Origin of the sequence: Serratia sp. JSRIV001 (genome assembly GCF_019968745.1) — a bacterium.
Taxonomy (GTDB): domain Bacteria; phylum Pseudomonadota; class Gammaproteobacteria; order Enterobacterales; family Enterobacteriaceae; genus Chania; species Chania fonticola_B.
The window spans coordinates 3,337,481-3,361,719 of sequence record NZ_CP074147.1 but is presented as its reverse complement, the minus strand read 5'-3'; the positions used below and the strand labels follow the sequence as shown (position 1 = coordinate 3,361,719).

The following is a 24,239-nucleotide window of genomic DNA, read 5'->3' as shown; positions in this document are numbered from 1 at the left end:
GAAACATCGCTCCGCGTAACCGGTCTTGGCCCTTATCACCTACATAATTGATAAAGGACTCCTCCGTGATCGCTAAAATTCGTTCATCCTATCGCCTGCTTTCCACCATTTTTGTACTGTTTGTCGGCTTGTCTTCTCAGCAGGCGTTGGCGCATGCCCACCTGAAAGTACAGACTCCGGCGGCAGACGCCACCGTCAGCTCTGCGCCAAAAGTGTTGACGCTGAATTTCTCCGAAGGCATTGAGCCTAACTTCAGCGGTGTGAAAGTGACCGGCCCAGATAACGCCGTGGTTAAAACCGGCAAGCTGGATCTGGAGCCAAGCAACAACACCCAGATTAACGTACCGATTGAAAGTGAACTGGCTGCGGGGAAATACCAGGTCAGCTGGCACGTGGTTTCCGTTGACGGTCATAAAACCAAAGGTCAGTACAGCTTTACCGTTAACTAAGCTATGACTCTGGCGACCCTGTTTGTGCTGTGTCGCTTTGTGCACTTTACGGCGGTGATGCTGATGTTTGGCGTCAGCCTGTTCACCGCCGTCCTGTCGCCACAGCGCCTCTCCCCGATAATCACCCGCGATTTGCGCCCGCTGCTGCTCGCCTCGACCTGGATCTCCGCATTAACCGCCTTGCTGATGCTGGCCATTCAGGCCGGATTGATGGGCGATGGCTGGGCGGATACCTGGCAATTGAGCATATGGTGGGCGGTGTTGGGCACCACCTTTGGTGAGGCCTGGCGCTGGCATCTGGGGTTTTCCCTGCTGGCCTTGTTAGCCTTGCTGTTGCCTGCGGCAAAGCGGGGGCAAGCGCTGGCGCTGTGCTCGGCACTGCTACTGATCAACATGGCGTTTATCGGCCATGCGGCGATGCATGCGGGCATATTGGGGATTGCACACCGAGTTAACCACGCCTTGCACCTGTTAGCGGCAGGCTACTGGTTCGGCAGCCTATTACCGTTGTTGTTTTGCCTGCGCTACTTGCCACAACCGCAGTGGCGTAGTGATGCTATCGCCACCCTGATCCGTTTCTCCCGCTGGGGCCATGTTGCCGTGGTGCTGGTGATCGTCACGGGTATAATCAACAGCCTGATCATCCTTGGCCGCTGGCCAGTCGATCTCGATTCCGCCTATCAACGCTTGTTGTTAGTTAAAGCCGGGCTGGTGGCATTGATGGTGATGGTGGCATTGGCAAACCGTTACGTTATCGTCCCCGCAATGCGCACCTCCCCCAATCTGGCACAGCGCGGGTTGGTGGTCGCCTGTTGGCTTGAGGTGGCGTTGGGCGCAGCGGTGCTGCTGTTGGTGAGTTTATTTGCAACCTATGCACCGGTATGACAATGCGGCTTGCCGGATGCCCGCAAACTGCGGGAAAATCGATTTAAATCGCAACTTAAGGCCAAAAACATGAAATCTGTAATTCTTGGTATTGCGCTGCTGGCAACGGCGTCGAGCGCGCTGGCGGCAGATAAGCTGGTTAACGTCACTAAGCTGGAGTACGGCAAACAGTGGGCGTTCACCAAAGAGGAAGTCACGCTGCAATGTCGCAAAGGGGCTGCCTTGTTCGTGCTCAACAACAGCACCCTGATGCAGTATCCGCTCAATGAAGCAGCAGAAGCACAGGTGAAAGCGGGGCAACAGCGTGCTCAATCGCTGGATGTGATCCTGCTGGATGACGCAAACCACCCCGGCCAGAAAATGAGCGTGCAACCTTTCCGCGAAAGAGCAGAAAAATTGTGTGCTGACTAATCAGCTAACCACCCGATACTTATGCAAAAGTTTACGGGTGGTGACGAGATGTACGTAATTAATTTCTGTTTGTAACTATCACTTGTGTGCGCTGGGCTGGCAAAACTGGCACCTTGGACTATTCTTAGAATGCACGGTTGAACAAACCTTGCATAAATGCCAACTTTTAGCGCACGGCTCTCTCCCAAGAGCCCTTTCCCTAGACCGAGTATAGGAATCGTACTCGGTCTTTTTTTATTTTCTTTTTAAATCAGTGCGTTATGTTGTTCATTCCGAAATTCTCCGAAATTTCTCCGAATTTCCGTACTCGGTCTTTTTTGTGTCATAGGAAAGTGAACACTTTTTCACGTGTGTCCAAGTACTTTTCCGTCATTTTTTCTGATTTATGGGCGAGTAATTTTTGTGCAAATTCTTTCCCTTTTTCCTTCTCATACAGCCGTCCGGCCAAGCTTCGGATCTCATGAAATGTAGGAGGATTTTCGCTCAACGCTAGCCCAGAATTTTTACGTGCTTTCACGAATCCTTTCGTTAGGCTATCAGGGTGGACCGAACCATCTGGACTATTTTTGCGGATGCCTGCACTCACAAGGTAGTCACTGCGACTGACCAAACGGCATCTATCGATCACGGTGCCAAGTTTAAGTTCTGCGCTGTTAAGAGTTAGTGAGAGCGGTATCGCGATCATTGCGCCGGTTTTTATCTGGGTTATATGTAACCGGTCATCATAAATATCACTGAATTTCATGCTGGCGATGTCCTCACGTCGTTGCCCAGTTACTAGCGCCAGGTCCATAGCCAGGCCAAACCAGGCTGGTTGCCTATCAGCGGCCAAGCGAAAAACGGTATACTGTTCAAACGATGATATGCGCTCGCGAGACACCTCCATTTTTGGCGCTCTGGTTGGCCCTACAGGATTAACTGAAACGTGACCTTCCACGATAGCCTCTCTGAACATGTCTGAAAGCACTGAGCGTAATGTTCCCGCCATAGTTTTTTTCCCCTCAACAATCCACGGCTCCAAAAACTCCGCAATATGCCTTGTCGTAATTTGAGACAGCACCATTTTTCCCAACTTATCACCAATGGTTTTTATATGCCCAGTTCTAGCCTTATATGTATTTGCCGCTAGATTTCGCCGTTGCAGTATGGTTTCGTAGCGTTCCAGAAAATCAGCAAAAGTAAACTCATGTTTACCCATTAATTTTTCCATCAAAGCCACTGGCGTATATTTTTGTTCAATATAATTATTGGCTTCGATAGCCTGAGCAATGGCATCCCTGCGAGAAATTTGCCCAAGTGGGATTTCCACTTTTGTGGCGGGGTTTCGCCATGCGAATGATTTGCTGTTTCTGCGATAAGTCAGATTTTTGGGTAAATTAGCATCGTATCTTTTTCTCTGACTCATTGATCAATCTCTCCAACAACGGACTTTTTTTACCAATGCGGCCGTTTGGTTGGTGCTGCTCCAACTTCATTCCGCATTTTTTCGGTTTAATATAAAATGCATCGGGGTGTACTTTGTACGAACGTCCTTCCAGATCGGGAGCTGGGTAAATGTTGCCGTTCCTTGCCCAGCGCCGCAGTGTCCCTATGCTTGGCGGCTCGTCGTAGTATTTTTTTGCCCATTTAGTCAGGGAAAGTTTTTGCATACTTACCTCATGACCGGCCTGTACTGTACGATTTTGGCCGGAGTAAAACTGAATCTTGAAATTCACTTGCGGTCGGCTTTCAGCATGACAACAGAAACGCTCGTACCGTCAAACTCGTTACTGATTAACCCGGACCAGCTACACGTCCAACCGGGCAGAAATGATTTTTTGCGCATACTTGCTGGCAGAATTGCCACAACACGGCCACCAGGCTTAACCAGATTCGCTGCGGCTACCAAATGCGCCTTTGCACGTCCTTCGCTGAATGGTGGATTCATTACCACCTTGTCGAAGCGCATATTGGTTGTTTCGGCCCACTTGATGAAGTCGGTCTGCTCAACGGTCAAGCCTTTAGCCTCCAGCACGTGGCAATGCAGAGCAGATATTTCTACGCAATAGGTTTGATCTGCCGGCATCAACACGGCAAGGTTTCCGGTGCCAGCGCTCGGCTCCAGGCATTTATCACCCGGTTGTATTTCAGCCTCGGATACCGCCCAATCTGCCAGGGATTCAGGAGTAGGGTAGAACTGGTGTGACTGTTGATCGGGAATGCACCCGGACGCGATAATCTCTCCCAGCACTCGGGAAGGGTCGTAGTCGAACTCCCAGATATTGATGTTTTTGTTAGGCCCTGCTTTGATCAGCACACCACCGATTGTTTCCAGTATTTTTCCTGCCTGGCCACGGATGGCTTTGTCTTCATCCCGCCAGTCAAAACGCCGGTTGTACGGGTTGGTGGTGAGGGGCGGTGTCCAATCCTCCCACTGGTTACGTCGAAGCGGGGTGTGGCGTTCAGCCTTCATTCCTGAAAGTACCTCCAGAACGGCGAACGGCAACGGCTTGTCCATTAAAGTGAAATCCTTGAGTTTCTTCTTTGGTTTCTGGCGGAATTGTGGCGGTATCGCCATCGGGTACAGGTGCGCCAGAATGCAGTTGAGTCGCCAGGCCATATCCGGATGAACTTCAAGGTGCGCTGTTCCTTTAAGATAGGCCCGTACACGCAATGCGCCACCATCAAGCATCAACCACTCACCGTGTCGACAACGGGCTTCCTGTAGAGCATCGTCGGTTACACGCCTGCGGGGTTCATCGCGGCCCATAAATTTCGCAATGACTTGCCGAAGATCTTGGATGAAACCGCCCATATCGTGATTATTCCATCCATACTCGTTGAAAACTCGGGCGAGGATCATACGCTTGCCGAAGCCCTCCGGCCTGTTGGTAACGTGGTCGCCGGAAAGAGCACGGAAAATGCCGTCTACGCGCTCAGAGAAAAATTTCTGCCGCGAGTTCAGTAGCTCCATAATGGTAGGGCGTACTGTTTCCTCTTCAAAATCTGGGGTTTTCATTTCCCGGATCTGTTCGTTCCATTCTGTACGGCGGTTATTTGGCATATACTCGTACACGTCGGTCATATTTAATGCTTTTTGCCAAAAGGTGGCGTTCAAGCTGGCGATTGCTCCTTCGATTTTAAATAGCTCGCTGACACCCCTGATGTAATGACGTCGGTCCTTATCCTGATTACCTTCCAGGAAGTGATGGACAGATGCATGGTGCGAATTAATCAATTCTGCCATCATTTCCACATCTGAACGTAATTGCTTGTACTGGCCGATCAGAGAATCAACCAGGTCGGAAGATGCAGGGGCGAAAAACGCCCCATCTAATACCTCACCGTGAAGGGTTTCGATTACATCACTCATTCTCAGGCTTTCCCCCCAGTTTTCGGTATTCGTGGAGAATTGTATTAATTTCTTCTTGTGTGCCTTGTCTGAGCCGGAGAACGTCACCATCTGCTTGTGATATTAGCTCGGCATCATAGAGCAACTCACAAAGTCGACGTGCTCGAGTAGCACTGAACTGAGGGATTGCTGTTGATTTGGTTGCTTTTGCTTTGCCTTTTTCCTTCGCCTTTCCTGCATCCCCTTTTAAAATATCACCAGCTTTGTCACCATGTTCTTTTACACGTTGTACTGCAAGAGGAATATCAACCTCTCCACTTTCAACTAATTGATGAACATCATAATTGGCATTGATTAACACACGGGCATTGTCAACCTTATAGCGTGGAATATGCAAAACCTCAGCTATTTTATCTGCTGATAAATTGAGGTTCTGTAAGTCCTTTACTAATAAAGCCTCCTCGTAATCAGTGAGCGGTAATTGTTCATTGCTGGTTCTAATACGCGCAATGCGGTCAACATCGTTGCCTTCGAATGGTTCTATCTTTATCCATTCAACAGGTTTACCTGCTTCATCACGTAAGCGACGATTGGCTAAGGTTCTGCGGTGGCCCTCGATAACCCACACGCCGCCCTCGTCACGAGGAATAACTTCAAGGTTGGGTACTTTTCCTCCTTTAAGCATGTATTGATAGAGGCGCTCATTAGCCTCACGATAGCGCTCATTGTCTACGCGCCGATTAAAATCTTCTTTGATGTGAATGTCATCAAGGCGAATTAGCAATGATGTTTTTCCGCGCTTAATTACTTTGCCGTCGATCATTTTATTGAAGGAGTTAGCCATTATTTAACATCCTTTTCAATCGCAGATTTCAATACATCGGCGTACCAAACCTTGCCGCGGTACTGGAAAATATCGCTCTCCCTCTTGCACCACAACATCGGGTTCATCGAGAATGAAATGGCATCAGTAAGCACTGATACTCGGGTGGATAACTGGTTTAGTCGCTTTGCGGCCAGGTCTGCATTATCGCGATTATCACAATCGAAAATTGCTTGGCTGGTGCCCTCAATTTGCAGTTCGTAAACAGTCCAGAACTTCGCTTCTGCGTCACTGACTCGCTCGCACTCCTGGCCGTTATCAATGACGCCACACACAAAGAATTTCTTATTCATGAGATGAGTCCAGATCGTCAGCGTTAAATTGAATAGGGAAGTCAGGTCTGATGATTTCAAGCCAAGCCAACATGCGGAAGCGGCCACCGAAAGCACCTTCAGGAACGTAACCATTTTCTCCGGGTTTGATAATGTAATATCGACCATCATCGTCATGGCTAATCCAACCGGTGTAGTTCGAGTGTTCACCATCCTCATTCTGCCAATCATCTAAATCAGAAGGGGACTCGTCAGGAATACAGCCATTTTCTTCCCAATAATCTAACTCCGCGTCGGTTAGCTCCGCGTTTAAATAGCTCAACTTGATAACGCATTCAGTAGCCTGCTGGTAATGCTCAGGGCCTTTTGTGTAATCGCGGCGTTCCATGAGAACGGCAACCCAAAAATCAGCTTCTTTACCCCGTTTTATCCCCGGTAGTTCACTAATTTCTTTCCAGTTTTGATTAATCATTTTGTACTTACCTTTAATTTGATAGCTGTTGAATTTTCCGCTACTGGTGGCAACTCAATAATTCCGAAGTGTCGCCGGTACCCATTTCGCATTTGCCAGATAATTTCTTTTGTATGGTCTTTAAAATCATCAGGCTTTGTTCTTCGGGGGAACAAAAGGCTGTCGCTGTCGTCATTCATATTTACCGTCTCAGTAAGCGGCCATTGCTGGCCGCATCTGGCTTAACTCACCAGCAAAGTGACAGGGCCGGTTTCGAGGTGAGCACCAGGAATAGCGTTGAGCAATTCCGGGGCAGGTACTTCGCCAGCAGCCCTAATCGCTTCTACTCTCGTAGCCAAATCCTGTAATGCTTTTTTGAGCACATCATTTTTTGTGGTTGTTATTACTTCGGTATGTGACTCGACAAACTCATCAGGTAATAAATCCACGTTGTCGATCTTCAGGCTTACGCTGCCTTTACGAGCCGTAAATGTGTTAAACGTAGTTTTAAAGGTTTTACGTTCGCTTACTTGCAAGCATTCCAGCAGGTATTTTTTGAGTGCGAAGGATTGGCGATCCCAATGTTTTTTACGTTCAGCTAGACGGGCAGCTTCCTTCTTGCAAGCCTCGGCCTTTGCATCGAAATCACGTATAACCTTCATCGTGGCATCAAACTTATCCTCCATCATCCCTTCAATGCCTTCGAGGGTATCAGCGACCATTTCCGGGGTGAGATCCCCACCATCTGCTGCAAGGGATTCCAGCTTACTAATCTCTAGGGCCAGGTCGATTGTGCGGTTGCTCATGAGGCGTTCTCCTGTAATTTAGTTAGGCATTCGGCTTTAACCTCTTCGAGACGATGTAAGCGGCCCTCAAGGTATTTGGTATATTCAGCGTCACCTTTTTCGCGAGCAGCTTTGAGATGAATCGCCATGACACGAGTGAGCGATGAGGCTATGCCGGAGATTTCATTCGTTGTTACTGCTGACCGCATGCTGTTGGTATTGGCTTTGAATTTCTCGTCCAGCTCTTTACGAGTCTGTGCGACGTCCTCGGCTTTATCGCTGGCGTTAATGAGGTCAAATCTTGCTGCGTTTTCTTCTTTATATTCGACATCATCGAACAGCCCGGTATAAACGTCAGCACTAAACCCGAGTTTTGATAATGCCTTAGTGGTTGCATCAGTCAGGCTTTTCTTGGCGAATTCATCATCACAAGTCGCGCCTGATTTGGTTTGATAGATATATTTCGTGTGGCCATATGCTGGAATATTACCCTGGTTACCATTATGGATATACCAGAGGTTAATTCTAATAGTATGGTTCACGCTTGATATAATACTACCATCAGCATTCCGAATTGGTGATTTACCCAGGAATTTCCCACTGGCATCATATACCGGTTCCATAAACGGGATGCCTGGATCGAATCGCTCTTCTTCAATATTCACACCCCAGCCAATACCGAATGGACCAAATAATTCAGTTGCCCTCTGTTCTTGGTATGTAGGGTTTATGCTGGTAGTAACCCGCAATATCTCTAAATCACCGTTGCTATCTCTTTTACTACCATATGTGATTTTAGTTTTAGTCCTGGCAGGATCAGTTTTATGAACCCGTTTCCATATGCTCAAATTTGTTGCCGCATCGCCAGTTTTTTCGTTAAGCTCTTTTGTTAATGCTTCCGAGCGTGAGGTTAATTCAACCTGTTTAGCTTTGCTTTCATCGATTTCGGTCTTTGGCGCAGGTACTTCTGTTTGCTGCTCCTCACCTGTTAGCTCTTCGAGTGAATAGACACCTCCACCATGTTCGCTTGTGTCTTGTTGCTGCACCGGTGGAATTATTTTTAGAGATTGGTATTCATCTTTTGTGATTTCTTCGCAGCCCTGAGCGATCACGGCTTCCAGCTTTGCCAGCTTATTGGCGCGGCCAACTTGCCCATCGGCTGTGCGGTAATAAAACGGGCCGGAGCGTTCTATCGATGCTCCATCTTCCAGATTTTCCGCCGCAACATTCTCACCTGGTTGTTGTGTTCCCACTGTGTCGCTTTCTGCCGGGTTATCTGCCAGTGCGTCAGCATGGCTCGTCGAGTCCTGTTTGGTTTCATCATCAATACCTTCACTGGTGAGGCCGCAAGCAACAGCAATCATGCGCGGGTCTGGGTTGACGTGATCTGTTTCGGTCAGCGTTTTATTAAGGTACTCGGTTAATTTCCCAGGAGTGGCCTCGATGTTGTCTGGCGCGGTTTTAACCGAGTAGATAATGATGGCGCGTGAATAGTTCAGAACGCCCGGCATATTACGGTATGCGCTGTACAGAGCAGGGAATGGGCGCTCTTTCAGCTTGATGATTTCACGCGCGCGGTTAATGAATGAGCTACGCAGATTGTAAATATCGAAGTCCATCGCGCGGGCAACCATACCAAGAGCAACGTCTAGCGCTAGGGAGTCGAAATCGTGTTCAAACCCTTCACCTCGATCTGTTAGATTGCCGCCGCCAGCTGTTGCACCAGATGGCACACGCAGCTTTTCCTCTGCTACGTTCTGTCGTGCTGAATCGACAAGTGATAGCGATGTGGACGCTTCTTTTCGCTCTTTATTGTGCTGACTTAACCAGGTTGCGAGAACCGCTTTGATCTCAGGCCATTTCTTGGTTGGTGGGCATTTTTCACGGATATGATCTATAGCCTCAAGAATGCGCTCCGGATACATTTCAAGAACCGCTGCCGTTTTTGTTATTGCGTCGTATATGTGGCTGTCAAAAGAGCCCGAATCATCTTGCTGTAACTCAATAGCTCCAGGAATCTGGTCATTGGTGATATCAGTGGTGCGGTATTTAACCAGCACTGCAATGCGAAGTAGCTTGGCGAGTTTATTGAACTCAACCAGTTTGGCCTGTGTTTTAGGTTCTGGATAACCAAGTTCGTCATTCCAGTCATGTTCGTAAAGAAATTCATCGTCCCAGATTTCAAAATCGGGGCTGGGAATACCGTCAGCATAAGCGTAAATGTTTAAGGTGAATTCGGTATCATCCGCTTCGGGGAACTGCTCCATAAAATACAACGTGGCTTTTGCACGAGCCTGCTTATCGTGTGCAGCTAAAAAAGAATAAGCAACTTTTCTAGCGCCATTTTCTTCAATTGCCTTGTCGCTGGGGTACCAGCAAGCTATATAGGTTTGATTGTCAGACATGGTTATCTCCATTTTTAACGGATTCATATGATTTTGTTAATTTATTCATTACTGATTCAGGTAAAACATGTTCAAGGCTCTGCTGGTCGCAGTTTTTTAATTGGGCAATGATGTAATCTGCCAGTTCTTCAGGTGTGAGATACCCAGCATCGATTAATCTCAAAATCATTTTTTGCATTGTGCTATGAGCAATGCTTAATGTGATTTCATCACCACTTGTAAGCGATAGCTTTTTAAATGCGAGTGTAATATCCAATTTTCTATCCTCATTTATCAGGTTAAGCACTGAGTAAATGCTTATGCTGATAAAGCCCCACGTTAATGGGGCAAATATCGCTTAGTGGAATACAGTGCCAACCATATTTTTCTTGTATTCGGCGTAGGTTCCACTTTCTTTCTCTGCTTCGTGAAGCCGGATATGAATGTGGGTTAACTCATCAATTGCAGCATAAGGACAATCGAATTTACCAAGAACGTAATCACCATTTAAAACTACGGTTGTGCTACCAATTGACGTTGTATGCATTACTCCTGTGATTGAACTTTCACAATTGAACAATGTCAGGTCGCTGTTGATTGGCGTTAAACGAAGATTGATGATTCCGATAGTTTTCATATTTTTTCCTAAAAAGGTTATGGATATGCCTGCCGTATTAATGGCATTTTAAAAAGTGCTACTAGCATCTATAAGTCGCGACTAGAATCAGAACCGCATACATCAATCTGAATCATGAAAGGAATTACTATTCCTATAGCGACTGTTAAAACAATAACGAAAGCAAAAAAAGATATTAGCAATAGGGTTTCTATGTCCATACTTATCCACACAATCAGTGAATTAATGGTTGTCCTCTTGAGTCGAGGCATATTTCAACTAGATAATCAGAAATCCGCTTAGATTCTGTCAGGTTGAATAAATATAACTTCCCGCGAGTATTTGCCGATGCCCGCCATGTTTGTCCTTGATGTTTAACTAACATGCCCGGCATGACACATTGGCGGATAACTTCTTGCGTTCCGTACATTAGTTTTCTCCGCCAATTGATCGATAAATACGCTCAGCTTCAGCTTCTCCATCTTCTGAGCGCTCTTCATTGAACGCGATAAAGTCAAACCAGCTTTGGCCGATGAAATCGCGAATTGCTGCTAAATCAAACTCATCAACTTCAACCATAGTTATCTCCTTTGTTTGTGCATCACGACGGGGAGAACACTGGAACCGCTGCAACGCTTTATCGTTGCCTTTTCCCTGGTATTGGACGGCCTGTTCGCGTTTCCGCTTGCGGCTCCAATGCTCTTTCCGTTGTGCGCCCAGTAGGGCGCGGTGGGTGTTATGCAGCTATTGCCTTCTCTACCATGTCAATCAGCTTTCTTTTCCGACCGTAAAGAACCTTTCGCCATTCTAATTTGCTATTTTTTCTAACTTCATAATGATATTCGAGGCCCCTTAGAACTACGCGGCTGTTGCCAAGCTGCCAAACAAATTCTTTACCGCCGTTCATGCTGTAAATTGATGCGCTCATCGTGTAATTCTCTGCTGTAGCTCCAAGTCATATGGAGGTGGTTAAAGTCAAAGCACAGTGATGTGATTCAGGTGCAAAAAAGTATGCTTTTTGCCGGTGGTGTCGTAGATGGCGATGAGGTTAAGACCTTGCTCGGTACTGGCAACGGTAAACTCACCAATTGTCGGATGGCTTACTTTCGTACCTGCTTCAAGTTTCATGTTGCTGAGGTTCTTCCACTGTACGGTGCTCATCGTCTTATCTCCTGTTTTCCCTTATCGCCGGGTCGCGGAACTTGTTAACTGAGAAATCACTGTGTGGTTTTGATGGGGTAAAGTTAAGTTAACTTGAAATTAAAATCAACAATAAAATCAATTAAACTTGTCACGAAGGGCGTGTAAATGCATATGCTATTGATAAATAGGGATTAAAAAACCCGCAAAAGCGGGTCGAGGGGACGGGGTAGCATATGGAGGCGGCGGATTTTTAAGATACTTGGAGGTTATTCTTCTATTTTTTTGTTTCCAACTGCCTTATCACTTAGTTTTTTATTGTTCTTTTGCCTCTTTCTGGCTTCCAACAGCTCATCAAAAAGGCGGTTAAAGTTTTCAACACGCGCACGTAGCTCACTTAATTGAGCATCTTGCTCTGATTCAGGCAAAGCCCTGAACAGATATATGAGTTCTTTCTCGGCTTCGTCAAGGCTAAGGGCCAAGGGGCGTTTTTCAGGAGGCTGTGGGTTTTTATCTTCATCCCCGAACAATATCCATGTCGGAGAGCATTGCAGTGCATCGGCTAGGGAATGAAGGTTCTTCCCCGTGGGGGCGGTTTTATCACCTTCCCACAAAGATATTGTTGCATACGAAACCCCGGAAGCTTTACCCAGCTCCCGCTGATTGTATCCCAGCACCTTACGCCGCTGGAGAATTCGACTGCCGATCGTGTCCATGTTCATAACAGCCAATATTAAGTTATCTTGACTTAATGTTTCTTGATGTTTATTGTTGACAATATTACTTAACAAAGAGGGATTAGTAGTGTTCAAAGATGATGCAATCCATTTTTTTGATAATAACCAAGCCGCTCTGGCACGGATAGCTGGTGTAAGTCCCCAGGCAGTATCCCAGTGGGGCGAATTAGTCCCAGAAGGTAGAGCCTCGCGGTTAGCCGCTGCTTCCGGCGGTGTACTGGTTTACGACTCAGCTGTTTATGACGCATATCGTAAAGCAAAGCGGTTAGGGGAACTGAACCATGAAAATCAGTCCTCCGATTGAGGCTTTAGCTGCCGAACTGGAGTCCTGGGCGCTTGAGGATGGTTGGAAAACAGTTGGGCTGGCTATCGCTCATCAATACCACGCATCCGGTGGTGGTGATGATCTGCCAACGGTGAATACCGGAAAGGGGTTGGCCAATGCCACTCAGCGCGTGAAGCGAATATTTCGCGGTTACGACGGGCCCAGGTATGCGCCTCAGGCTGCAAGATTAAAAGCGGCTGCGCTGGCTGCTTTGCCTACTGAACGACGCGTCCGTATTGAATCACCAAGCGATCCTGTGTTGTTGGCAGCAGTGGCGGCGAGAGAAGGGATAGAGGCGATCAACGCCGTAAATCTGGGGGCAGCACCAGCTACAGCGTTGAAAGAAATCAACGAAGCGATATCCGCGTTCACTGCGATCAAATCAGCTATTGAGCTGATTGGTTACGCCGAATCGCGGGAAGTATATCGGGGAAGTTATGCGTGACTACGCAACAGTATCACCTCAATTCTGGCTTGGTAAAACAGGTCGTGAATTGAGGAAGGCCGGAGCGGAGGCGCAGGTTGTTGCCTTCTACCTGATGAGTTCACCTCACGCCAATATGCTTGGGCTTTATTACTTACCTGTTTTGTACATGGCTCATGAGACCGGTCTGGGCTTGGAAGGGGCTTTGAAGGGGCTTAAAAGCGCCATTAAAGCGGGGTTTTGTAGCTATGACGAGGCTACAGAGATGGTATGGGTGCATGAAATGGCAGCCTATCAGGTCGGTAAAGAGCTTAAGCCTGGCGACAACAAATGCGCAGGGGTGCGTAACGGGTATGCGTCACTTCCAGAAAATCCTTTTTTATCATTGTTTTATGAAAGATATAAGAAAGATTTTCACCTCAATTTAAAGCGTGAAATGGATAGGGGGTTTGAAGGGGCTTCGGAGGGGCTTGCAAGTCAGGATCAGGATCAGGATCAGGAACAAGATCAAAATACATCGTCTCATGGCGAAAAAAACGCCAAGAGACCACACGATAATTTTCCACCCTCGGAACAGGGATCGGCAAAAGTCGAAGGGAAGAAAACTCGACATGAATATACGCCTGAGTTTGAGGCGGCGTGGATGGATTATCCCCGACGACCTGGAAGCCCTGACAAACACAGTGCATTCAAATCTTGGAATGCTCGGTTACGAGATGGAGTAACACCTGAAGCTATGCAGGAAGGCGTTAGGCGCTATGCCGCGTTCGTTGAGGCAACGGGTAAATCCGGCACGGAATTTATTAAGCAGGCAAAAACATTTTTTGGTCCGTCCAAGCACTTCGAGGACGAATGGGCAATAACATCAGGAGAGAATCATGCGGAATTCCGACCTAATCAGAATGACCAACGCTCGTACTACGAGCAGTTCACCGAATGGGAACAGCGGCAGCCAGGAGCCGCCAGTCTGGGCGCTATGGGGGCTGATGTTCAAGGTGTTCGGCCAACGCTGGAATGCGAAGAATGGCAGTCGACCCTCGGAGCTTTGGGAGGCTCAGATCAATTCGATGACGAGTGAGCAAATCACCCGCGTATGTTCTGCCCTTGCAGACAAATGGCGGGCTGGCAGCCACTGGCCTCCAGACCTAGCCGAGTTTGTAGCGATAGCTGCCGAATGCAGCGGTGGCCGGTTTGGTCTGACGGTTGAGGATGTCATGGCGGAGAACAAGCGCTGGCGTAACGAGTTTTACCGCTACACCTGCGCAGAGACTTTCGACTGGCGTCACCCTGTGCTGTACCACATCTGCATCGCGCTAAAGCGGATCGGCATTGAGAGAAAACTCACTGAGGGAGAATTGCGTGTTCAGGCTGCAAAGCAGTTAGCTCACTGGGAAAAGCGTGTTGAAAGCGGTTTACCCATTCCGCCTATCCGTCGGCAATTGGCAGCACCGAAAGCACCACCCGGACCAACACCGGCAGAACTGGCTTACGAGCAGTACAAGCGGAAGAAAAACCTGGGGTAATGCCATGACCAACCATGCAAAAATCGGAGACAACCGAATGACCAATAAAACAAGTCAAAAAACCAGAATTACAACCCGACAATTCGTCGATCTGATCCAGTGCAAGAAACTGAGCACCAGCGAAATATACAAGCTGGCGCACCAGGCTTATCCCGGTAATGACTTAACTCGCGCCTCAATCGTAACCAGACTGAGAAATATGGTCAGATCCCCGAATGCTGAGATCGAAGTTGTTGGCCAGGGCAATCAGGCGCGATACACGCTGATCTATGCCAGTGAAAGGTTTTTGGTGCGGGCTGAGATCAATGATCTATCCAGTTCTCAGTATACCCCCTCCGATAAAAGGCTGTGGCACTTCACCCCAGTAGAGTTGCAGTTTTGTCGCGTGCACAAGATGTTCGATCAGGCTCTGGCATCGGTTCAGGGGAGGGCGTCAGCATGAAGCGATGGAATGAAACGGAAGAGAAGGCCTTGAAACAAAACGCCAGCACCATGACAGCCAAACAAATCGGCTATCTACTCGGCAGAACAGAAAAATCAGTTAGCGTACGGGCGGCCATCATTGGAGTTTGCATGAGGAAAAGCGGTGATGCGCACCACAGCCGAAAGTATTCAGAAGCCGATATTGATATCGCCCGCCAACTGCACGACGCAGGAATGGGATTGAGGCTTATAGCTGAAAAGTTAGAAATCCCAGCAGCCTCACTTAAAAATTATTTTTACTAACGAGGGGCTATTCCAATTATGAAAACCTCGCTCAAGAACTGGATGCTGTGCCACGCATGGGGGTGCGTTTTTCTCGTCAGTGGCACTTTCTGGCTATTTGCGGCCTTAGTGTTACTGGAAGCCGTGAGGGTGTCAGCATGAAGAGTAACAAGCAGGCGCGACAGGTATTAGAAATTCCGCATCGTAGTAGTCAAACAAGGACGACTATTCATCGTGCATTTTTCTCACCATCACAAAAATTAATAGTGGGCTGGATACCAAAGAAAATAAAGCCATCCCGCCGACAACGCAGGGCAGAGCAGCGCCATTTAAAATCGCTTCATGAAAATGCTGATTATTCGTGTGATTACGCACAAGAGGAGGGAAAGTAATGGCTAAGCGTGGACAACTTACAGAAGCGATAAAGCAAAAATCCATGGAATTGCTAGGCGTAACAATTACGCAGCGTGAAATGCGTCTGATGCCTTATGTGCAGTATTGCGCGGTTAATGATGGTTTTATCGATCACATCAAAACCAACGCAGAGGAACGACAAATTTTAGCTCGTTGGGAATTTTTGAGATTCGGCACATTCACTGGCCCTCGTCTTGATATCGAAAAAAAGTTTTGGGATGCAATGGGCGAAATTATTTGGCTGTCGTATGTCGTTTATGACTCCCAGGAGGAAGCAAAGCAATGATCAAGCATCAGCAACAACCAACTTTTAACACATGCATGTCCGCTTGCATTGCAATGGTCGCGTCACGTCCGGTGGATGAAGTTGTCGAGATGTGGCATGAAAAATTCCAGTCAAAAGCAGAGTGGCTTGACGATGCGTTAGACCACTACGGTATTCCATACTTTTACGGACATCCGAAACAAGGAACTTTGCGCAATGGATTTATTTATTTTCTATCTGTTGCATCCTTGAATATTGTCGGTGGTTTACATCAGGTTATTGCTGTTTTGGTTGAAGGTGAAGAGCCTGTTTTCCTCGACCCAGTTATGGGCCGCCCAGGAAGCAAATACTACGTTTTTGGTGAGCCCAAGAGTACCAACGAGGCGGCAATCATTTCTTGGACCATCGATCTTGCAGTGCCATTAGCCAGGGAGCAAAAAGCATGATCAACAACGAAGCACTTAGCCAGCCTATCGCATACACAGACCGCGAAGAACTGGAGTCTATGCAAGGCCCTGATGGTGATACATATGCCGCTCTGTGGTCCATTCCCCACGGCTGCGGGCAAGACATTGCACTCTACTCACAAGGGTACGTAAACGCACTCATTCAACGCGCAGAGGCAGCAGAGCAGCGACTACAGCAGCCTATCAAGTTGCCGCTCGCGGAAGGGGAAGCTAAAGAAGAGTACCTCGATAAAGTGATTGAGGTTCTCAATGGTGCAGGAGTTCAAATTCGATACAACTGCCCGCGTTGCAATAGTCTGCTGGATTTAACGTGTCGACCAGATGGCGATCACTATTGCCATCATCAGGCCAGGCTCGGGGAGTGATATGGCTAAATACAAAGTTGTGATTGAGGATTGCCATGCAAAAGCTATTTGACGAATACGATATCGAGATTAACCCAGAACACACCGTCACTGCTATCACCATGTACGGCGTCACTGAGGATGCCTGGGGCTACATCGAACAGGATGACAATGACCCAGCATTTTTTAGCGTATACCGGATAGAGAACGGCTTACAGGTCTGTGTGGGGGATTTCTCAGAGCGGGAAGATGCACAGACATTTGCTCAGAGACTTTGTGATAAATATGGCGTTGGTATGCAGTATGGTGCAGGTGTGAGGGAAGTAAAATGCTAATCGGTTTTGTCCTTTTGGTTGCCTCCTGTGCATCCGACGCTTGCGATTATTCGCCTGTATCTGAGCGTATTTATCAGACCGAACAAGAGTGCAGGGTAATACTGGACAAACTTAAGGAGCGAAGGCCGCAGGCGGTGTTAAGCTGCGATCCGGTGTGGAGAAAGAATTGATTGTGCTATAGTGCTGCCGGGTGCTTGAGACTTTCTGTCTTAGGCATACACGAGGCAGAAAGAGAAAAGCCCCAAGTGACTTTAACATCAACTTGAGGCCCTCTATGCGTCAACAACATAAAGGTAGCCTCTTACATGCCGAAAGGCAAGGAGAAGAAGGCTATGGAGCCACGAAAACTAGCGCTTATGGCGCTGATCGTTGTCAGCATTACCCTGCTAGGGGTATTACTGCTCAACAAAAACAATCTCTGCGAGGTTAGCTTCCGAAGCGGCGGAACGGAGATTGTGGCTCACATGGCTTACGAAACCAAGTAAGAGCTACGGCGGGGAGCGATCCCCGCCACTCTTTGTTGTTGGGCAAAGGCTCTCAAGCACCCATTCATCTCTCTAATTTAGCATTACCCTTCGCAAGAATTACCTCATCTGTTGCAATTCACCCAAAGCACAAAAATTAACCAATTGCTTGAGATTTAGTATATTGATTAAAAATCATAATCAATACTGGAGAGCTTTACTGTGTTTATGTACAGTATTTGTGTGTTCCTTAACGCAAATTAGCTCTCTGCTGTTTGAGATTACCAAGAGTATCAGTTTTACTAACGGGACGCGCGAAGGAAAGAAATGGATCCCCTCGAACATGCTGGAGAAAGTGATGATCATACCGGACCACTTAATTCGTGGCCTAAGTAACAGCACAAGGCCAATTGTGCTTTACAGGAATGAATACGGCGATTTTGTTTATGGATTTGTCTTGCGTCCTGATGAGTTTGTAACCAGTTTGGCGCAAATGACTGAAGCGCGAAAAATGGCAGGATTACCGACTGTTGATGATGTTGATAATCCGCTATAATCTATAGACAGGCCTGAACAGCCTACTGAGAAGTTACTGTGCCACCGGAGTATTCAGATGGCACAGATCCAGCTACAAAAAATTGGCCCTGCAATCCTGACCCCGGCAACGCCCGAGGCCAGCGAATTCTTACAGCGTATTAGGCTCGGCGAGTGGATACACGCCGATTTTAAGCGTGTCCGCAATTACAAGTTCCATAAACGTTTTTTCAAGCTTCTACAGCTCGGCTTCGAGTACTGGAACCCGACCGGTGGCGCAATCCTTCTCGAAGAACGCAAGCTGGTAAACGGATTCGTCGACTATCTGTGCCGGCAGGTCGGGCAGCAGCATAGCGTTGCGCTTGCGGATGCCGCTGAACAGTATCTGGCCGACGCTGCACATGTTCGCACTGGCGATTTAGCCCTCCTGAAATCGTTCGATGCATACCGCGAGTGGGTTACCATCCAGGCGGGCTATTACACTGAGCACCTCTATCCTGACGGCAGTCGCAATCGCCGCGCAAAATCGATCTCGTTTGCCAATATGGACGACATCGAATTCCACCAACTCTATAAGTCCGCGATGAATGTGCTCTGGAATTTCATTCTATTCAGGTCGTTCAAATCTCAGGAAGAAGTCGAAAATGTTGCGGCTCAGCTTTTGGAGTATGCAGCGTGAACCAAAACCCTTATTGCCAGGCATTGGCCGAACTGCGAAGCCGTCGTTCTCACAAATTGAAAGAGGTTGGCGACCAATGGTGTACCCCGGACGCACTCTGGTGGGGTATTAACGCAAAATTCGGGCCGTTTACTCTGGATCTCTTTGCCGACGACCATAACGCGAAATGTGAAAATTACTATATCGCTGAAGATAACGCACTGGCGCAGGATTGGTCTGCACGCCTTGCAACTTTAGGCGGCGCTGCTTTCGCGAACCCCCCATACAGCCGCGCCCGGGAATTCGACGGTCACTATATAACTGGAATGGTCCCCATTATGCAGCACACCGCAGCGATGCGAGAACTGGGTGGGCGTTACGTGTTTTTCATCAAGTCTGCAACGAGTGAAAGCTGGTGGCCGGAGAACGCCGATCATATTGCCTTCGTCCGTGGTCGCATCAGTTTTGACCTGCCGGATTGGTATACCCCTGCTGAAGGCGAGCCATCTGAGTCTTCTGCCGGTTTTGGTATGGCGATCGCGGTATTCGACAAATCGTGGACAGGCCCTGCGATCAGCTACATCAGCCGTGAAGAGTTGGAAGCGGTGGGGCAAATGCTCCTTACGCAGATCCGGCGAGCAGCAATAAAATTGGTAGGGGTAGCGCCATGAAAAAAGAAGTCTGCATGTTCTGTGGTGCACCGACAACCCTGCTATGCGATGGTCACCTTGGCTATCCCCCTAAAGTTGAAAATGGACTGGAGTTTATCGATCCCTTGCATCCGTATACGTGTGATGCGCCGATATGCAGCGGTTGTGCCGCACCGCATGGAAAAATGCATATCTGCCGTCGCAGGCATGGATGCATAACGGAAACGATAGATTATTGCCCTATCTGCATCACAGTTTTACCCCCATATCCGCAGCATAACCGCCGTCTTATTTTTTCACCAGCGCAAGCGAAAACCGTACGTAGTGCCCATTGGACGAGTTTTTCAAACGAGTATCAAAAACGCTTGCGAGTAGAGCACGGAGGGGGACAACAATGTCTCGATCTGTGAATCTTAAAAAGGAGGCCAAAGGACGCGACTGCCAGATCCGCATTCCTGGCGTCTGTAATTTCAATCCTTATACCACCGTGCTTGCGCATTACCGCATGGCCGGAACCTGCGGCACTGGCATAAAACCCGATGATGCGCAGGGCGCCTGGGCTTGTAGCAACTGTCACGATGCGATCGACGGTAGAACAAAAACAGAATACACACACGACGAACTACGATTAATGCATGCCGAAGGTGTATTCCGCACGCAAGCAATTTTAAGGGGTGAAGGAAAAAAACTATGAGGCTTAAATACGCACTGACGATCGGTGATCCCAAATCAGCCCAGATTGTGGCATACCAAGCACGTTCTACCGGCAGTAGCCATTTAACAAAAATTGACGTGGTGACGGCATTGGGTATGACTCAGGCTCGGCACCGTTGCGGCCTATGCCTCCTGTATGCGAAATACACGAAAGATATCGACGCAGGCAGAACAGCATTAAACGAACTGACGAAGTATGCACGGACGCAGGCACGGAAATACGTTGGCAAGATACCGGGCCGGAAGGGGGCGTTGGCCATCCACACTTTGGCAGTGAAGGTGCTTGAGGAATATTGTAGAACAGCAGACACCCCTGGAGCTAAATGCCGGTGCGGCGGCAGCGGTGAAGTTTGTGACCGCAAGGCAACGGACCGAAGGGGCGAACTGGTCATTGTGCCGTGTAAAAAATGCCACGGCACCGGACTGCGGCCGCTGACCCAAACGCACGTCCATCATGCGATTGTTGCGCTGGTTCCCGGCGTTTCGCGGGCCACGTGGTACCGAGTATGGTCACGCTATTACGATGCGCTGTTGATTTGGTGCTACTCGCAAGAGACTGTGGCTGAATCTGAATATCAGCGAATAACAGGAATGTCTCACGCAAACACAGAAGCGGTTGCAATTTGAGAAAATATGCCCTAAATTGACACCCATAGTGGGAGTTTAATACTCTCAATACTACTAAATACTAAAAAAACCCGCTTCCGAGCGGGTTTTTGCGTATCTGGAGTCTGAGAAAATGAAACAGTAAACGGCAAATCAGGCAGGCCTCCGCCAACTGTAAGTGAGGATAGGAACTGGTCTTACATATTCCAGCGAACCAGGACCGAGATAAGCAGGATCACAATCTGAGTAATACCCAGCCAATTTATTGGCCGAACGGCTGCGCTAATGCGTGGCCTTTTTTATTTCTGACGCCCAGCGGGGTAAGGACATATGCAAATGCCTGAAAAAAGCCCTGATTTCTGGGCACCAATTTTCGCATGGCTGATTTCAGTCAAAGAACAGGGGGTTGCCGCATTGCTGGCTGGCGTGATGGCATGGCTACGTGGCAAGTACGAAGGGGATGGCGGTTGGAAGTCATTCTTCGACGCCCTGATGTGCTCAGTATTCGGCTGGTTCGTCAAAGACGGCCTAGCGATCGTGGGTGTTGGCGATGAGTGGGCATATTTTGCCAGCGTAATCATCGGCTATCTCGGCACTCGGTATTTTGGTGATCGGCTGAAAGATTTAGCGGATAGGAAAACGGGGGCTTCAAAGTGACGAATAAATTTATTTTCAGCAAACGCAGCGAGGGAAACCTTGCAGGTGTAAATCCTGCCCTGGTTAAAGTTGTGCGCCGTGCAATTGAGATAACCACGGTTGATTTCATGGTTATCGAAGGGCTTCGCAGCGCCGCCAGGCAGGCACAACTTAAGGCAGCAGGGCAAAGCCAAACGCTCAACAGCCGCCACTTGACCGGGCACGCTGTGGACTGCGCCCCGCTGGTAAATGGGGTGATCCCTTGGAACGACAAGCCCAAGTTTAAAGCCGTATCAGATGCAATGTTTACCGCAGCCAAAGAGCTGGGCGTGAAAATTCGCTGGGGCGGTGACTGGAACGAAAACGGCCGCAGTGACGATGAGAAGTTCTACGACGGGCCGCACTTTGAATTACGCCGCCAGGATTATCCCGCATGACAGCTTTAAACAAATACGGGCTTATCGGCGCGTTGTTGGTGGCTATCTGTCTGGGCGGGATTAGCACTGTACTGAACCACAGGCTAAATAATGCCAATGAGGCAAACCAGACGCTAAGTGACGCTAATACCGAGTTGTCGAAGGGTATAGAAAGCCGCGATGAAACGATCACCGCGCTGAAAGGGTCAATCGACGCTGACCGGCGAGCTACCGAGGAACAACTGAAAATCGAACAGCAGAAGAGGGCCAAGGCCGATGCTGAAAACAGAACGTTACGCGAGGCGCTGGAGAATAGCGACGCTGGTAATCAGCCTTTGCCTGATGATGTTAAGCGTATCTTGCGCAGAGAGACCAGCACCCCCGCCAGCCCCTAAGCTGATCTATGTGTACCCACCAGCAGTATTGCTTCAACAGTGCGAACAAACCCCGTTTACTGGCTCGACGTTTGGCGATGCTGTCATAGCGCTGCAGGTGAGCCAGGGCGAACTGGATATATGCGCCTCTCGTATTGAGGGGCTGATTAAGTGGCAACGTGAAAACACAGGAAAAACACAATGACCGTTACATTTAGTGCTGAAGAACGCTCCGACAAAACCGTATATATCCATGAAGCCATGGCTCAAGGCTATACGCGGATGTTAAAGATGCCCCTTCACCTGTTGAGCGATGAGCAACTACGTGATGAGCATGGCAGGGCGTGGCAATTCTTCGATATGGCCGGGAAGGCTGCAAAGGCAAAAGCAGAAGCAGAAAAAGCAAAGCATGATCAGCACCGGAATGGTTTTGAAGAGGCCGCAAAGCCGTTGATCAAGTGGCTGGCTGAGAACGTTCACCCGCACCATACCGTGATTGTTACCAGCACCAACGCCGAGCTACTGGAAGGAATATGTCATTCCCCACTGAAGAATTCCTGAAGGACTGACGGCATTACAGGAGCCATTCGCCGAGTGGCTTCGATAATGCGCAAGCAAAGCTATCCGTAACACCTACCGGCCCACCCTGGGCACTGGTTGCCAGTGGCTTTTTATTTTCTTCTGCATCTTTGAGTTGGCCATGTGGGAATTCAGCACAAACGATCTGTTTTCGATAGTGGTGGTTAAAAAATTCTCGGGGCTGGTATCGAAGAGGCTAGCAGAAAATTCTATTTGGAAGGTGGGCGACCGCCAGTAGTTGTAGCTACTGACGATCATTCATACCCACACGGAGGTCATGAGTACGAACCAAGGCCCACTTGCTTGTACAAGCAGGGCCATAGTATTGGATCCTCGCAAATGACCACAGTAAAAAAACAGGAAAAACTTGCAATCGTTTATAAATCACTCAATTCGATGATGGTTTATGCGAAAAACGCGAGAACCCACTCGACGGAGCAGGTAGAAAAAATAATCGGGAGCATAAAAAAGTACGGATGGACCAATCCGATCCTGCTCGATGAATCTGGGCAGGTGATCGCCGGCCACGGTAGATTACTGGCTGCGGAAAAAATCGGTTTTGATCCGGTACCCACGATCACGTTGCTTGGTCTGACGGATGCAGAAAAAAAAGCTTACCGCCTGGCGGATAACAAATTACCTCTGGATGCCGGTTGGGATAATGACCTGCTGACAATGGAATTGGGTGATCTGCTGGCGGAAGGATTCGATCTTACCCTGACCGGATTCAGCGCAGAAGAGATCGACAACATGCTGAACGTCGATTTTTCACCGGGTGATGAAGGCGCCCAAGGAAAGCTCGACCAACTGGAAAAAAAGCTGTGTCCACACTGCGGGGGTGTCTTATGACTGCACTCACCGTGGATTGGGCAACCCACAAAGCAGCTGCCCATGCTTGCCTGAACTGGCACTACGCAAAAGCGGTACCGGTCGGAAAGTTGGTAAAGGTCGGCGCATGGGAAGATGGCCAGTTTATTGGTGTGGTGATCTTTAGTCGCGGCGCCAACAATCACATCGGCCAGCCCTACAGCCTGAAGCAAGACCAAGTATGCGAATTAACCCGCGTAGCCCTGAGGGAACACCAATCGCCAGTCAGCCAGATATTGGCAAAGGCGATTAAATTCCTGGCTGCGGTTTGTCCGGGCCTGCGGCTGATCGTCTCCTACGCGGACAAAGACCAAAATCACCACGGTGGTATCTACCAGGCGACGAACTGGATTTATGAAGGTCTGGTCGGTGCAGGAACGTTGGGCGCATTCATCGTCAAAGGTAAAAAAGTCCATCCGCGCAGCGTGGCGGCAAAGGGGGTGAAACAAAGCATTGATGCCGTTCGTCAGCACCTGGATCCCAACGCGCAAGAATTTAAGACGTCAGGGAAACACAAATACCTGATGCCCCTCGACAAGAAAATGAAAAAAATCCTCATCGCTCGCCATAAGCCATATCCCAAGAGGGTTTAGCT

Annotated in this window: 42 protein-coding genes; 28 read left to right on the top strand and 14 right to left on the bottom strand. The window is 48.6% G+C overall.

Going from position 1 to position 24,239, the window contains the following annotated elements:
* Positions 1-65: 65 nt before the first annotated feature.
* The 3 genes from yobA (at position 66) to KGP17_RS15535 (ending at position 1,745) form a co-directional block, all read left to right on the top strand.
* A complete protein-coding gene (gene yobA / locus KGP17_RS15545) occupies positions 66-449 on the top strand; it encodes a CopC domain-containing protein YobA (protein WP_223497906.1) in 384 nt (127 codons plus the stop codon).
* 3 nt (positions 450-452) lie between these two features.
* Positions 453-1,334: a copper homeostasis membrane protein CopD gene (gene copD, locus KGP17_RS15540; RefSeq protein ID WP_223497905.1), complete on the top strand. Its 882-nt coding sequence runs from the start codon at positions 453-455 to the stop codon at positions 1,332-1,334.
* Between the two features lie 69 nt (positions 1,335-1,403).
* A complete protein-coding gene (locus tag KGP17_RS15535) occupies positions 1,404-1,745 on the top strand; it encodes a YebY family protein (RefSeq protein WP_021806756.1) in 342 nt (113 codons plus the stop codon).
* A 322-nt stretch (positions 1,746-2,067) separates the two neighbouring features.
* On the opposite strand, the gene KGP17_RS15530 is transcribed toward KGP17_RS15535, so the two are convergent.
* The 14 genes from KGP17_RS15530 to KGP17_RS15465 all read right to left on the bottom strand — a co-directional run bounded on the left by KGP17_RS15530 (position 2,068) and on the right by KGP17_RS15465 (position 12,329).
* The gene (locus KGP17_RS15530) at positions 2,068-3,150 is read right to left on the bottom strand and encodes a tyrosine-type recombinase/integrase (RefSeq protein WP_223497904.1); all 1,083 of its coding nucleotides are present in this window, start codon (positions 3,148-3,150) and stop codon (positions 2,068-2,070) included.
* Positions 3,122-3,394, bottom strand: coding sequence for an excisionase (locus KGP17_RS15525; protein ID WP_223497903.1), 273 nt, complete (start codon positions 3,392-3,394; stop codon positions 3,122-3,124). Before KGP17_RS15525 ends, KGP17_RS15530 begins: the two co-directional genes overlap by 29 nt.
* A gap of 62 nt (positions 3,395-3,456) precedes the next feature.
* Positions 3,457-5,097, bottom strand: coding sequence for a class I SAM-dependent methyltransferase (locus tag KGP17_RS15520; protein ID WP_223497902.1), 1,641 nt, complete (start codon positions 5,095-5,097; stop codon positions 3,457-3,459).
* A complete protein-coding gene (locus KGP17_RS15515; protein ID WP_223497901.1) occupies positions 5,090-5,920 on the bottom strand; it encodes a chromosome partitioning protein ParB in 831 nt (276 codons plus the stop codon). The genes KGP17_RS15520 and KGP17_RS15515 overlap by 8 nt, the downstream gene beginning before the upstream one ends.
* A complete protein-coding gene (locus KGP17_RS15510; RefSeq protein WP_223497900.1) occupies positions 5,920-6,252 on the bottom strand; it encodes a hypothetical protein in 333 nt (110 codons plus the stop codon). The genes KGP17_RS15515 and KGP17_RS15510 overlap by 1 nt, the downstream gene beginning before the upstream one ends.
* The gene (locus KGP17_RS15505) at positions 6,245-6,703 is read right to left on the bottom strand and encodes a hypothetical protein (protein WP_223497899.1); all 459 of its coding nucleotides are present in this window, start codon (positions 6,701-6,703) and stop codon (positions 6,245-6,247) included. Before KGP17_RS15505 ends, KGP17_RS15510 begins: the two co-directional genes overlap by 8 nt.
* 221 nt (positions 6,704-6,924) lie before the next feature.
* Positions 6,925-7,488, bottom strand: a complete 564-nt coding sequence (locus tag KGP17_RS15500) for a siphovirus Gp157 family protein (RefSeq protein ID WP_223497898.1) — start codon at positions 7,486-7,488, stop codon at positions 6,925-6,927.
* Entirely contained in the window at positions 7,485-9,872 is a 2,388-nt protein-coding gene (locus tag KGP17_RS15495) for an exodeoxyribonuclease VIII (protein ID WP_223497897.1), read from the bottom strand. Before KGP17_RS15495 ends, KGP17_RS15500 begins: the two co-directional genes overlap by 4 nt.
* The gene (locus KGP17_RS15490) at positions 9,865-10,128 is read right to left on the bottom strand and encodes a hypothetical protein (RefSeq protein ID WP_223497896.1); all 264 of its coding nucleotides are present in this window, start codon (positions 10,126-10,128) and stop codon (positions 9,865-9,867) included. Before KGP17_RS15490 ends, KGP17_RS15495 begins: the two co-directional genes overlap by 8 nt.
* Positions 10,129-10,209: 81 nt before the next feature.
* On the bottom strand, positions 10,210-10,488 hold the full coding sequence (locus tag KGP17_RS15485; RefSeq protein WP_223497895.1) for a DNA breaking-rejoining protein: 279 nt from the start codon (positions 10,486-10,488) through the stop codon (positions 10,210-10,212).
* 408 nt (positions 10,489-10,896) lie between these two features.
* On the bottom strand, positions 10,897-11,046 hold the full coding sequence (locus KGP17_RS15480; protein WP_223497894.1) for a hypothetical protein: 150 nt from the start codon (positions 11,044-11,046) through the stop codon (positions 10,897-10,899).
* A gap of 157 nt (positions 11,047-11,203) precedes the next feature.
* Positions 11,204-11,395: a hypothetical protein gene (locus KGP17_RS15475; protein ID WP_223497893.1), complete on the bottom strand. Its 192-nt coding sequence runs from the start codon at positions 11,393-11,395 to the stop codon at positions 11,204-11,206.
* 47 nt (positions 11,396-11,442) lie between these two features.
* Complete coding sequence (locus KGP17_RS15470) at positions 11,443-11,628, bottom strand: hypothetical protein (RefSeq protein ID WP_223497892.1); 186 nt, start codon at positions 11,626-11,628, stop codon at positions 11,443-11,445.
* 248 nt (positions 11,629-11,876) lie between these two features.
* Positions 11,877-12,329 (bottom strand): helix-turn-helix domain-containing protein, encoded by a 453-nt coding sequence (locus KGP17_RS15465; protein WP_305801187.1) that lies wholly within the window; start codon positions 12,327-12,329, stop codon positions 11,877-11,879.
* 82 nt (positions 12,330-12,411) lie between these two features.
* On the opposite strand from KGP17_RS15465, the gene KGP17_RS15460 reads away from it, so the two are divergent.
* The 25 genes from KGP17_RS15460 to KGP17_RS15340 all read left to right on the top strand — a co-directional run bounded on the left by KGP17_RS15460 (position 12,412) and on the right by KGP17_RS15340 (position 24,237).
* A complete protein-coding gene (locus KGP17_RS15460; protein WP_223497891.1) occupies positions 12,412-12,648 on the top strand; it encodes a Cro/CI family transcriptional regulator in 237 nt (78 codons plus the stop codon).
* Entirely contained in the window at positions 12,626-13,114 is a 489-nt protein-coding gene (locus tag KGP17_RS15455; RefSeq protein ID WP_223497890.1) for a toxin YdaT family protein, read from the top strand. Before KGP17_RS15460 ends, KGP17_RS15455 begins: the two co-directional genes overlap by 23 nt.
* A complete protein-coding gene (locus tag KGP17_RS15450; protein WP_223497889.1) occupies positions 13,107-14,171 on the top strand; it encodes a DNA-binding protein in 1,065 nt (354 codons plus the stop codon). Before KGP17_RS15455 ends, KGP17_RS15450 begins: the two co-directional genes overlap by 8 nt.
* Positions 14,161-14,616: a replication protein P gene (locus KGP17_RS15445; protein ID WP_223497888.1), complete on the top strand. Its 456-nt coding sequence runs from the start codon at positions 14,161-14,163 to the stop codon at positions 14,614-14,616. Before KGP17_RS15450 ends, KGP17_RS15445 begins: the two co-directional genes overlap by 11 nt.
* A gap of 4 nt (positions 14,617-14,620) precedes the next feature.
* Positions 14,621-15,058 carry a hypothetical protein gene (locus tag KGP17_RS15440; protein WP_223497887.1) on the top strand — a complete coding sequence of 146 codons (438 nt, stop codon included), beginning with the start codon at positions 14,621-14,623 and terminating at the stop codon, positions 15,056-15,058.
* Complete coding sequence (locus tag KGP17_RS15435; RefSeq protein WP_223497886.1) at positions 15,055-15,342, top strand: DNA-binding protein; 288 nt, start codon at positions 15,055-15,057, stop codon at positions 15,340-15,342. Before KGP17_RS15440 ends, KGP17_RS15435 begins: the two co-directional genes overlap by 4 nt.
* Positions 15,343-15,479: 137 nt before the next feature.
* Positions 15,480-15,713, top strand: coding sequence for a hypothetical protein (locus KGP17_RS15430; protein WP_223497885.1), 234 nt, complete (start codon positions 15,480-15,482; stop codon positions 15,711-15,713).
* Entirely contained in the window at positions 15,713-16,021 is a 309-nt protein-coding gene (locus KGP17_RS15425) for a hypothetical protein (RefSeq protein ID WP_223497884.1), read from the top strand. Before KGP17_RS15430 ends, KGP17_RS15425 begins: the two co-directional genes overlap by 1 nt.
* Complete coding sequence (locus tag KGP17_RS15420) at positions 16,018-16,446, top strand: hypothetical protein (protein ID WP_223497883.1); 429 nt, start codon at positions 16,018-16,020, stop codon at positions 16,444-16,446. Before KGP17_RS15425 ends, KGP17_RS15420 begins: the two co-directional genes overlap by 4 nt.
* A complete protein-coding gene (locus KGP17_RS15415) occupies positions 16,443-16,832 on the top strand; it encodes a hypothetical protein (protein WP_223497882.1) in 390 nt (129 codons plus the stop codon). The genes KGP17_RS15420 and KGP17_RS15415 overlap by 4 nt, the downstream gene beginning before the upstream one ends.
* Positions 16,833-16,867: 35 nt before the next feature.
* Positions 16,868-17,146 carry a hypothetical protein gene (locus KGP17_RS15410; protein WP_223497881.1) on the top strand — a complete coding sequence of 93 codons (279 nt, stop codon included), beginning with the start codon at positions 16,868-16,870 and terminating at the stop codon, positions 17,144-17,146.
* 305 nt (positions 17,147-17,451) lie between these two features.
* On the top strand, positions 17,452-17,631 hold the full coding sequence (locus KGP17_RS15405; protein WP_223497880.1) for a Hok/Gef family protein: 180 nt from the start codon (positions 17,452-17,454) through the stop codon (positions 17,629-17,631).
* A 322-nt stretch (positions 17,632-17,953) separates the two neighbouring features.
* The gene (locus tag KGP17_RS15400; protein WP_371822032.1) at positions 17,954-18,166 is read left to right on the top strand and encodes a hypothetical protein; all 213 of its coding nucleotides are present in this window, start codon (positions 17,954-17,956) and stop codon (positions 18,164-18,166) included.
* Between the two features lie 57 nt (positions 18,167-18,223).
* A complete protein-coding gene (locus KGP17_RS15395; RefSeq protein ID WP_223497879.1) occupies positions 18,224-18,823 on the top strand; it encodes a DUF1367 family protein in 600 nt (199 codons plus the stop codon).
* Positions 18,820-19,473 carry a phage N-6-adenine-methyltransferase gene (locus KGP17_RS15390; protein ID WP_223497878.1) on the top strand — a complete coding sequence of 218 codons (654 nt, stop codon included), beginning with the start codon at positions 18,820-18,822 and terminating at the stop codon, positions 19,471-19,473. Before KGP17_RS15395 ends, KGP17_RS15390 begins: the two co-directional genes overlap by 4 nt.
* Entirely contained in the window at positions 19,470-19,862 is a 393-nt protein-coding gene (locus KGP17_RS15385; protein WP_223497877.1) for a hypothetical protein, read from the top strand. The genes KGP17_RS15390 and KGP17_RS15385 overlap by 4 nt, the downstream gene beginning before the upstream one ends.
* Positions 19,847-20,146: a DUF1364 domain-containing protein gene (locus KGP17_RS15380; RefSeq protein ID WP_223497876.1), complete on the top strand. Its 300-nt coding sequence runs from the start codon at positions 19,847-19,849 to the stop codon at positions 20,144-20,146. The genes KGP17_RS15385 and KGP17_RS15380 overlap by 16 nt, the downstream gene beginning before the upstream one ends.
* The gene (locus tag KGP17_RS15375) at positions 20,143-20,793 is read left to right on the top strand and encodes an antitermination protein (RefSeq protein ID WP_223497875.1); all 651 of its coding nucleotides are present in this window, start codon (positions 20,143-20,145) and stop codon (positions 20,791-20,793) included. Before KGP17_RS15380 ends, KGP17_RS15375 begins: the two co-directional genes overlap by 4 nt.
* A 315-nt stretch (positions 20,794-21,108) precedes the next feature.
* Positions 21,109-21,429: a phage holin, lambda family gene (locus KGP17_RS15370; RefSeq protein WP_223497874.1), complete on the top strand. Its 321-nt coding sequence runs from the start codon at positions 21,109-21,111 to the stop codon at positions 21,427-21,429.
* Positions 21,430-21,500: 71 nt separating this feature from the next.
* A complete protein-coding gene (locus KGP17_RS15365; RefSeq protein ID WP_223497873.1) occupies positions 21,501-21,845 on the top strand; it encodes a M15 family metallopeptidase in 345 nt (114 codons plus the stop codon).
* Positions 21,842-22,219 carry a DUF2570 domain-containing protein gene (locus tag KGP17_RS15360; protein WP_223499738.1) on the top strand — a complete coding sequence of 126 codons (378 nt, stop codon included), beginning with the start codon at positions 21,842-21,844 and terminating at the stop codon, positions 22,217-22,219. Before KGP17_RS15365 ends, KGP17_RS15360 begins: the two co-directional genes overlap by 4 nt.
* Positions 22,101-22,403: an Rz1-like lysis system protein LysC gene (lysC, locus tag KGP17_RS28000; protein WP_223497872.1), complete on the top strand. Its 303-nt coding sequence runs from the start codon at positions 22,101-22,103 to the stop codon at positions 22,401-22,403. Before KGP17_RS15360 ends, lysC begins: the two co-directional genes overlap by 119 nt.
* On the top strand, positions 22,400-22,759 hold the full coding sequence (locus KGP17_RS15350) for a hypothetical protein (RefSeq protein WP_223497871.1): 360 nt from the start codon (positions 22,400-22,402) through the stop codon (positions 22,757-22,759). Before lysC ends, KGP17_RS15350 begins: the two co-directional genes overlap by 4 nt.
* A gap of 357 nt (positions 22,760-23,116) precedes the next feature.
* Positions 23,117-23,626: a ParB/Srx family N-terminal domain-containing protein gene (locus KGP17_RS15345; RefSeq protein WP_223497870.1), complete on the top strand. Its 510-nt coding sequence runs from the start codon at positions 23,117-23,119 to the stop codon at positions 23,624-23,626.
* A complete protein-coding gene (locus tag KGP17_RS15340; RefSeq protein ID WP_025118807.1) occupies positions 23,623-24,237 on the top strand; it encodes a hypothetical protein in 615 nt (204 codons plus the stop codon). The genes KGP17_RS15345 and KGP17_RS15340 overlap by 4 nt, the downstream gene beginning before the upstream one ends.
* Positions 24,238-24,239: the final 2 nt, after the last annotated feature.

Coding starts and splice junctions, on each gene's coding strand:
- copD (WP_223497905.1), top strand. CDS start 453: ATGACTCTGGCGACCCTGTTTGTGCTGTGTCGCTTTGTGCACTTTACG.
- KGP17_RS15535 (WP_021806756.1), top strand. CDS start 1,404: ATGAAATCTGTAATTCTTGGTATTGCGCTGCTGGCAACGGCGTCGAGC.
- KGP17_RS15530 (WP_223497904.1), bottom strand. CDS start 3,150: ATGAGTCAGAGAAAAAGATACGATGCTAATTTACCCAAAAATCTGACT.
- KGP17_RS15525 (WP_223497903.1), bottom strand. CDS start 3,394: ATGCAAAAACTTTCCCTGACTAAATGGGCAAAAAAATACTACGACGAG.
- KGP17_RS15520 (WP_223497902.1), bottom strand. CDS start 5,097: ATGAGTGATGTAATCGAAACCCTTCACGGTGAGGTATTAGATGGGGCG.
- KGP17_RS15515 (WP_223497901.1), bottom strand. CDS start 5,920: ATGGCTAACTCCTTCAATAAAATGATCGACGGCAAAGTAATTAAGCGC.
- KGP17_RS15510 (WP_223497900.1), bottom strand. CDS start 6,252: ATGAATAAGAAATTCTTTGTGTGTGGCGTCATTGATAACGGCCAGGAG.
- KGP17_RS15505 (WP_223497899.1), bottom strand. CDS start 6,703: ATGATTAATCAAAACTGGAAAGAAATTAGTGAACTACCGGGGATAAAA.
- KGP17_RS15500 (WP_223497898.1), bottom strand. CDS start 7,488: ATGAGCAACCGCACAATCGACCTGGCCCTAGAGATTAGTAAGCTGGAA.
- KGP17_RS15495 (WP_223497897.1), bottom strand. CDS start 9,872: ATGTCTGACAATCAAACCTATATAGCTTGCTGGTACCCCAGCGACAAG.
- KGP17_RS15485 (WP_223497895.1), bottom strand. CDS start 10,488: ATGAAAACTATCGGAATCATCAATCTTCGTTTAACGCCAATCAACAGC.
- KGP17_RS15480 (WP_223497894.1), bottom strand. CDS start 11,046: ATGGTTGAAGTTGATGAGTTTGATTTAGCAGCAATTCGCGATTTCATC.
- KGP17_RS15475 (WP_223497893.1), bottom strand. CDS start 11,395: ATGAGCGCATCAATTTACAGCATGAACGGCGGTAAAGAATTTGTTTGG.
- KGP17_RS15470 (WP_223497892.1), bottom strand. CDS start 11,628: ATGAGCACCGTACAGTGGAAGAACCTCAGCAACATGAAACTTGAAGCA.
- KGP17_RS15465 (WP_305801187.1), bottom strand. CDS start 12,329: ATGAACATGGACACGATCGGCAGTCGAATTCTCCAGCGGCGTAAGGTG.
- KGP17_RS15455 (WP_223497890.1), top strand. CDS start 12,626: ATGAAAATCAGTCCTCCGATTGAGGCTTTAGCTGCCGAACTGGAGTCC.
- KGP17_RS15450 (WP_223497889.1), top strand. CDS start 13,107: ATGCGTGACTACGCAACAGTATCACCTCAATTCTGGCTTGGTAAAACA.
- KGP17_RS15445 (WP_223497888.1), top strand. CDS start 14,161: ATGACGAGTGAGCAAATCACCCGCGTATGTTCTGCCCTTGCAGACAAA.
- KGP17_RS15440 (WP_223497887.1), top strand. CDS start 14,621: ATGACCAACCATGCAAAAATCGGAGACAACCGAATGACCAATAAAACA.
- KGP17_RS15435 (WP_223497886.1), top strand. CDS start 15,055: ATGAAGCGATGGAATGAAACGGAAGAGAAGGCCTTGAAACAAAACGCC.
- KGP17_RS15430 (WP_223497885.1), top strand. CDS start 15,480: ATGAAGAGTAACAAGCAGGCGCGACAGGTATTAGAAATTCCGCATCGT.
- KGP17_RS15425 (WP_223497884.1), top strand. CDS start 15,713: ATGGCTAAGCGTGGACAACTTACAGAAGCGATAAAGCAAAAATCCATG.
- KGP17_RS15420 (WP_223497883.1), top strand. CDS start 16,018: ATGATCAAGCATCAGCAACAACCAACTTTTAACACATGCATGTCCGCT.
- KGP17_RS15415 (WP_223497882.1), top strand. CDS start 16,443: ATGATCAACAACGAAGCACTTAGCCAGCCTATCGCATACACAGACCGC.
- KGP17_RS15410 (WP_223497881.1), top strand. CDS start 16,868: ATGCAAAAGCTATTTGACGAATACGATATCGAGATTAACCCAGAACAC.
- KGP17_RS15405 (WP_223497880.1), top strand. CDS start 17,452: ATGCCGAAAGGCAAGGAGAAGAAGGCTATGGAGCCACGAAAACTAGCG.
- KGP17_RS15400 (WP_371822032.1), top strand. CDS start 17,954: ATGCTGGAGAAAGTGATGATCATACCGGACCACTTAATTCGTGGCCTA.
- KGP17_RS15395 (WP_223497879.1), top strand. CDS start 18,224: ATGGCACAGATCCAGCTACAAAAAATTGGCCCTGCAATCCTGACCCCG.
- KGP17_RS15385 (WP_223497877.1), top strand. CDS start 19,470: ATGAAAAAAGAAGTCTGCATGTTCTGTGGTGCACCGACAACCCTGCTA.
- KGP17_RS15380 (WP_223497876.1), top strand. CDS start 19,847: ATGTCTCGATCTGTGAATCTTAAAAAGGAGGCCAAAGGACGCGACTGC.
- KGP17_RS15375 (WP_223497875.1), top strand. CDS start 20,143: ATGAGGCTTAAATACGCACTGACGATCGGTGATCCCAAATCAGCCCAG.
- KGP17_RS15370 (WP_223497874.1), top strand. CDS start 21,109: ATGCCTGAAAAAAGCCCTGATTTCTGGGCACCAATTTTCGCATGGCTG.
- KGP17_RS15360 (WP_223499738.1), top strand. CDS start 21,842: ATGACAGCTTTAAACAAATACGGGCTTATCGGCGCGTTGTTGGTGGCT.
- lysC (WP_223497872.1), top strand. CDS start 22,101: ATGCTGAAAACAGAACGTTACGCGAGGCGCTGGAGAATAGCGACGCTG.
- KGP17_RS15350 (WP_223497871.1), top strand. CDS start 22,400: ATGACCGTTACATTTAGTGCTGAAGAACGCTCCGACAAAACCGTATAT.
- KGP17_RS15345 (WP_223497870.1), top strand. CDS start 23,117: ATGACCACAGTAAAAAAACAGGAAAAACTTGCAATCGTTTATAAATCA.
- KGP17_RS15340 (WP_025118807.1), top strand. CDS start 23,623: ATGACTGCACTCACCGTGGATTGGGCAACCCACAAAGCAGCTGCCCAT.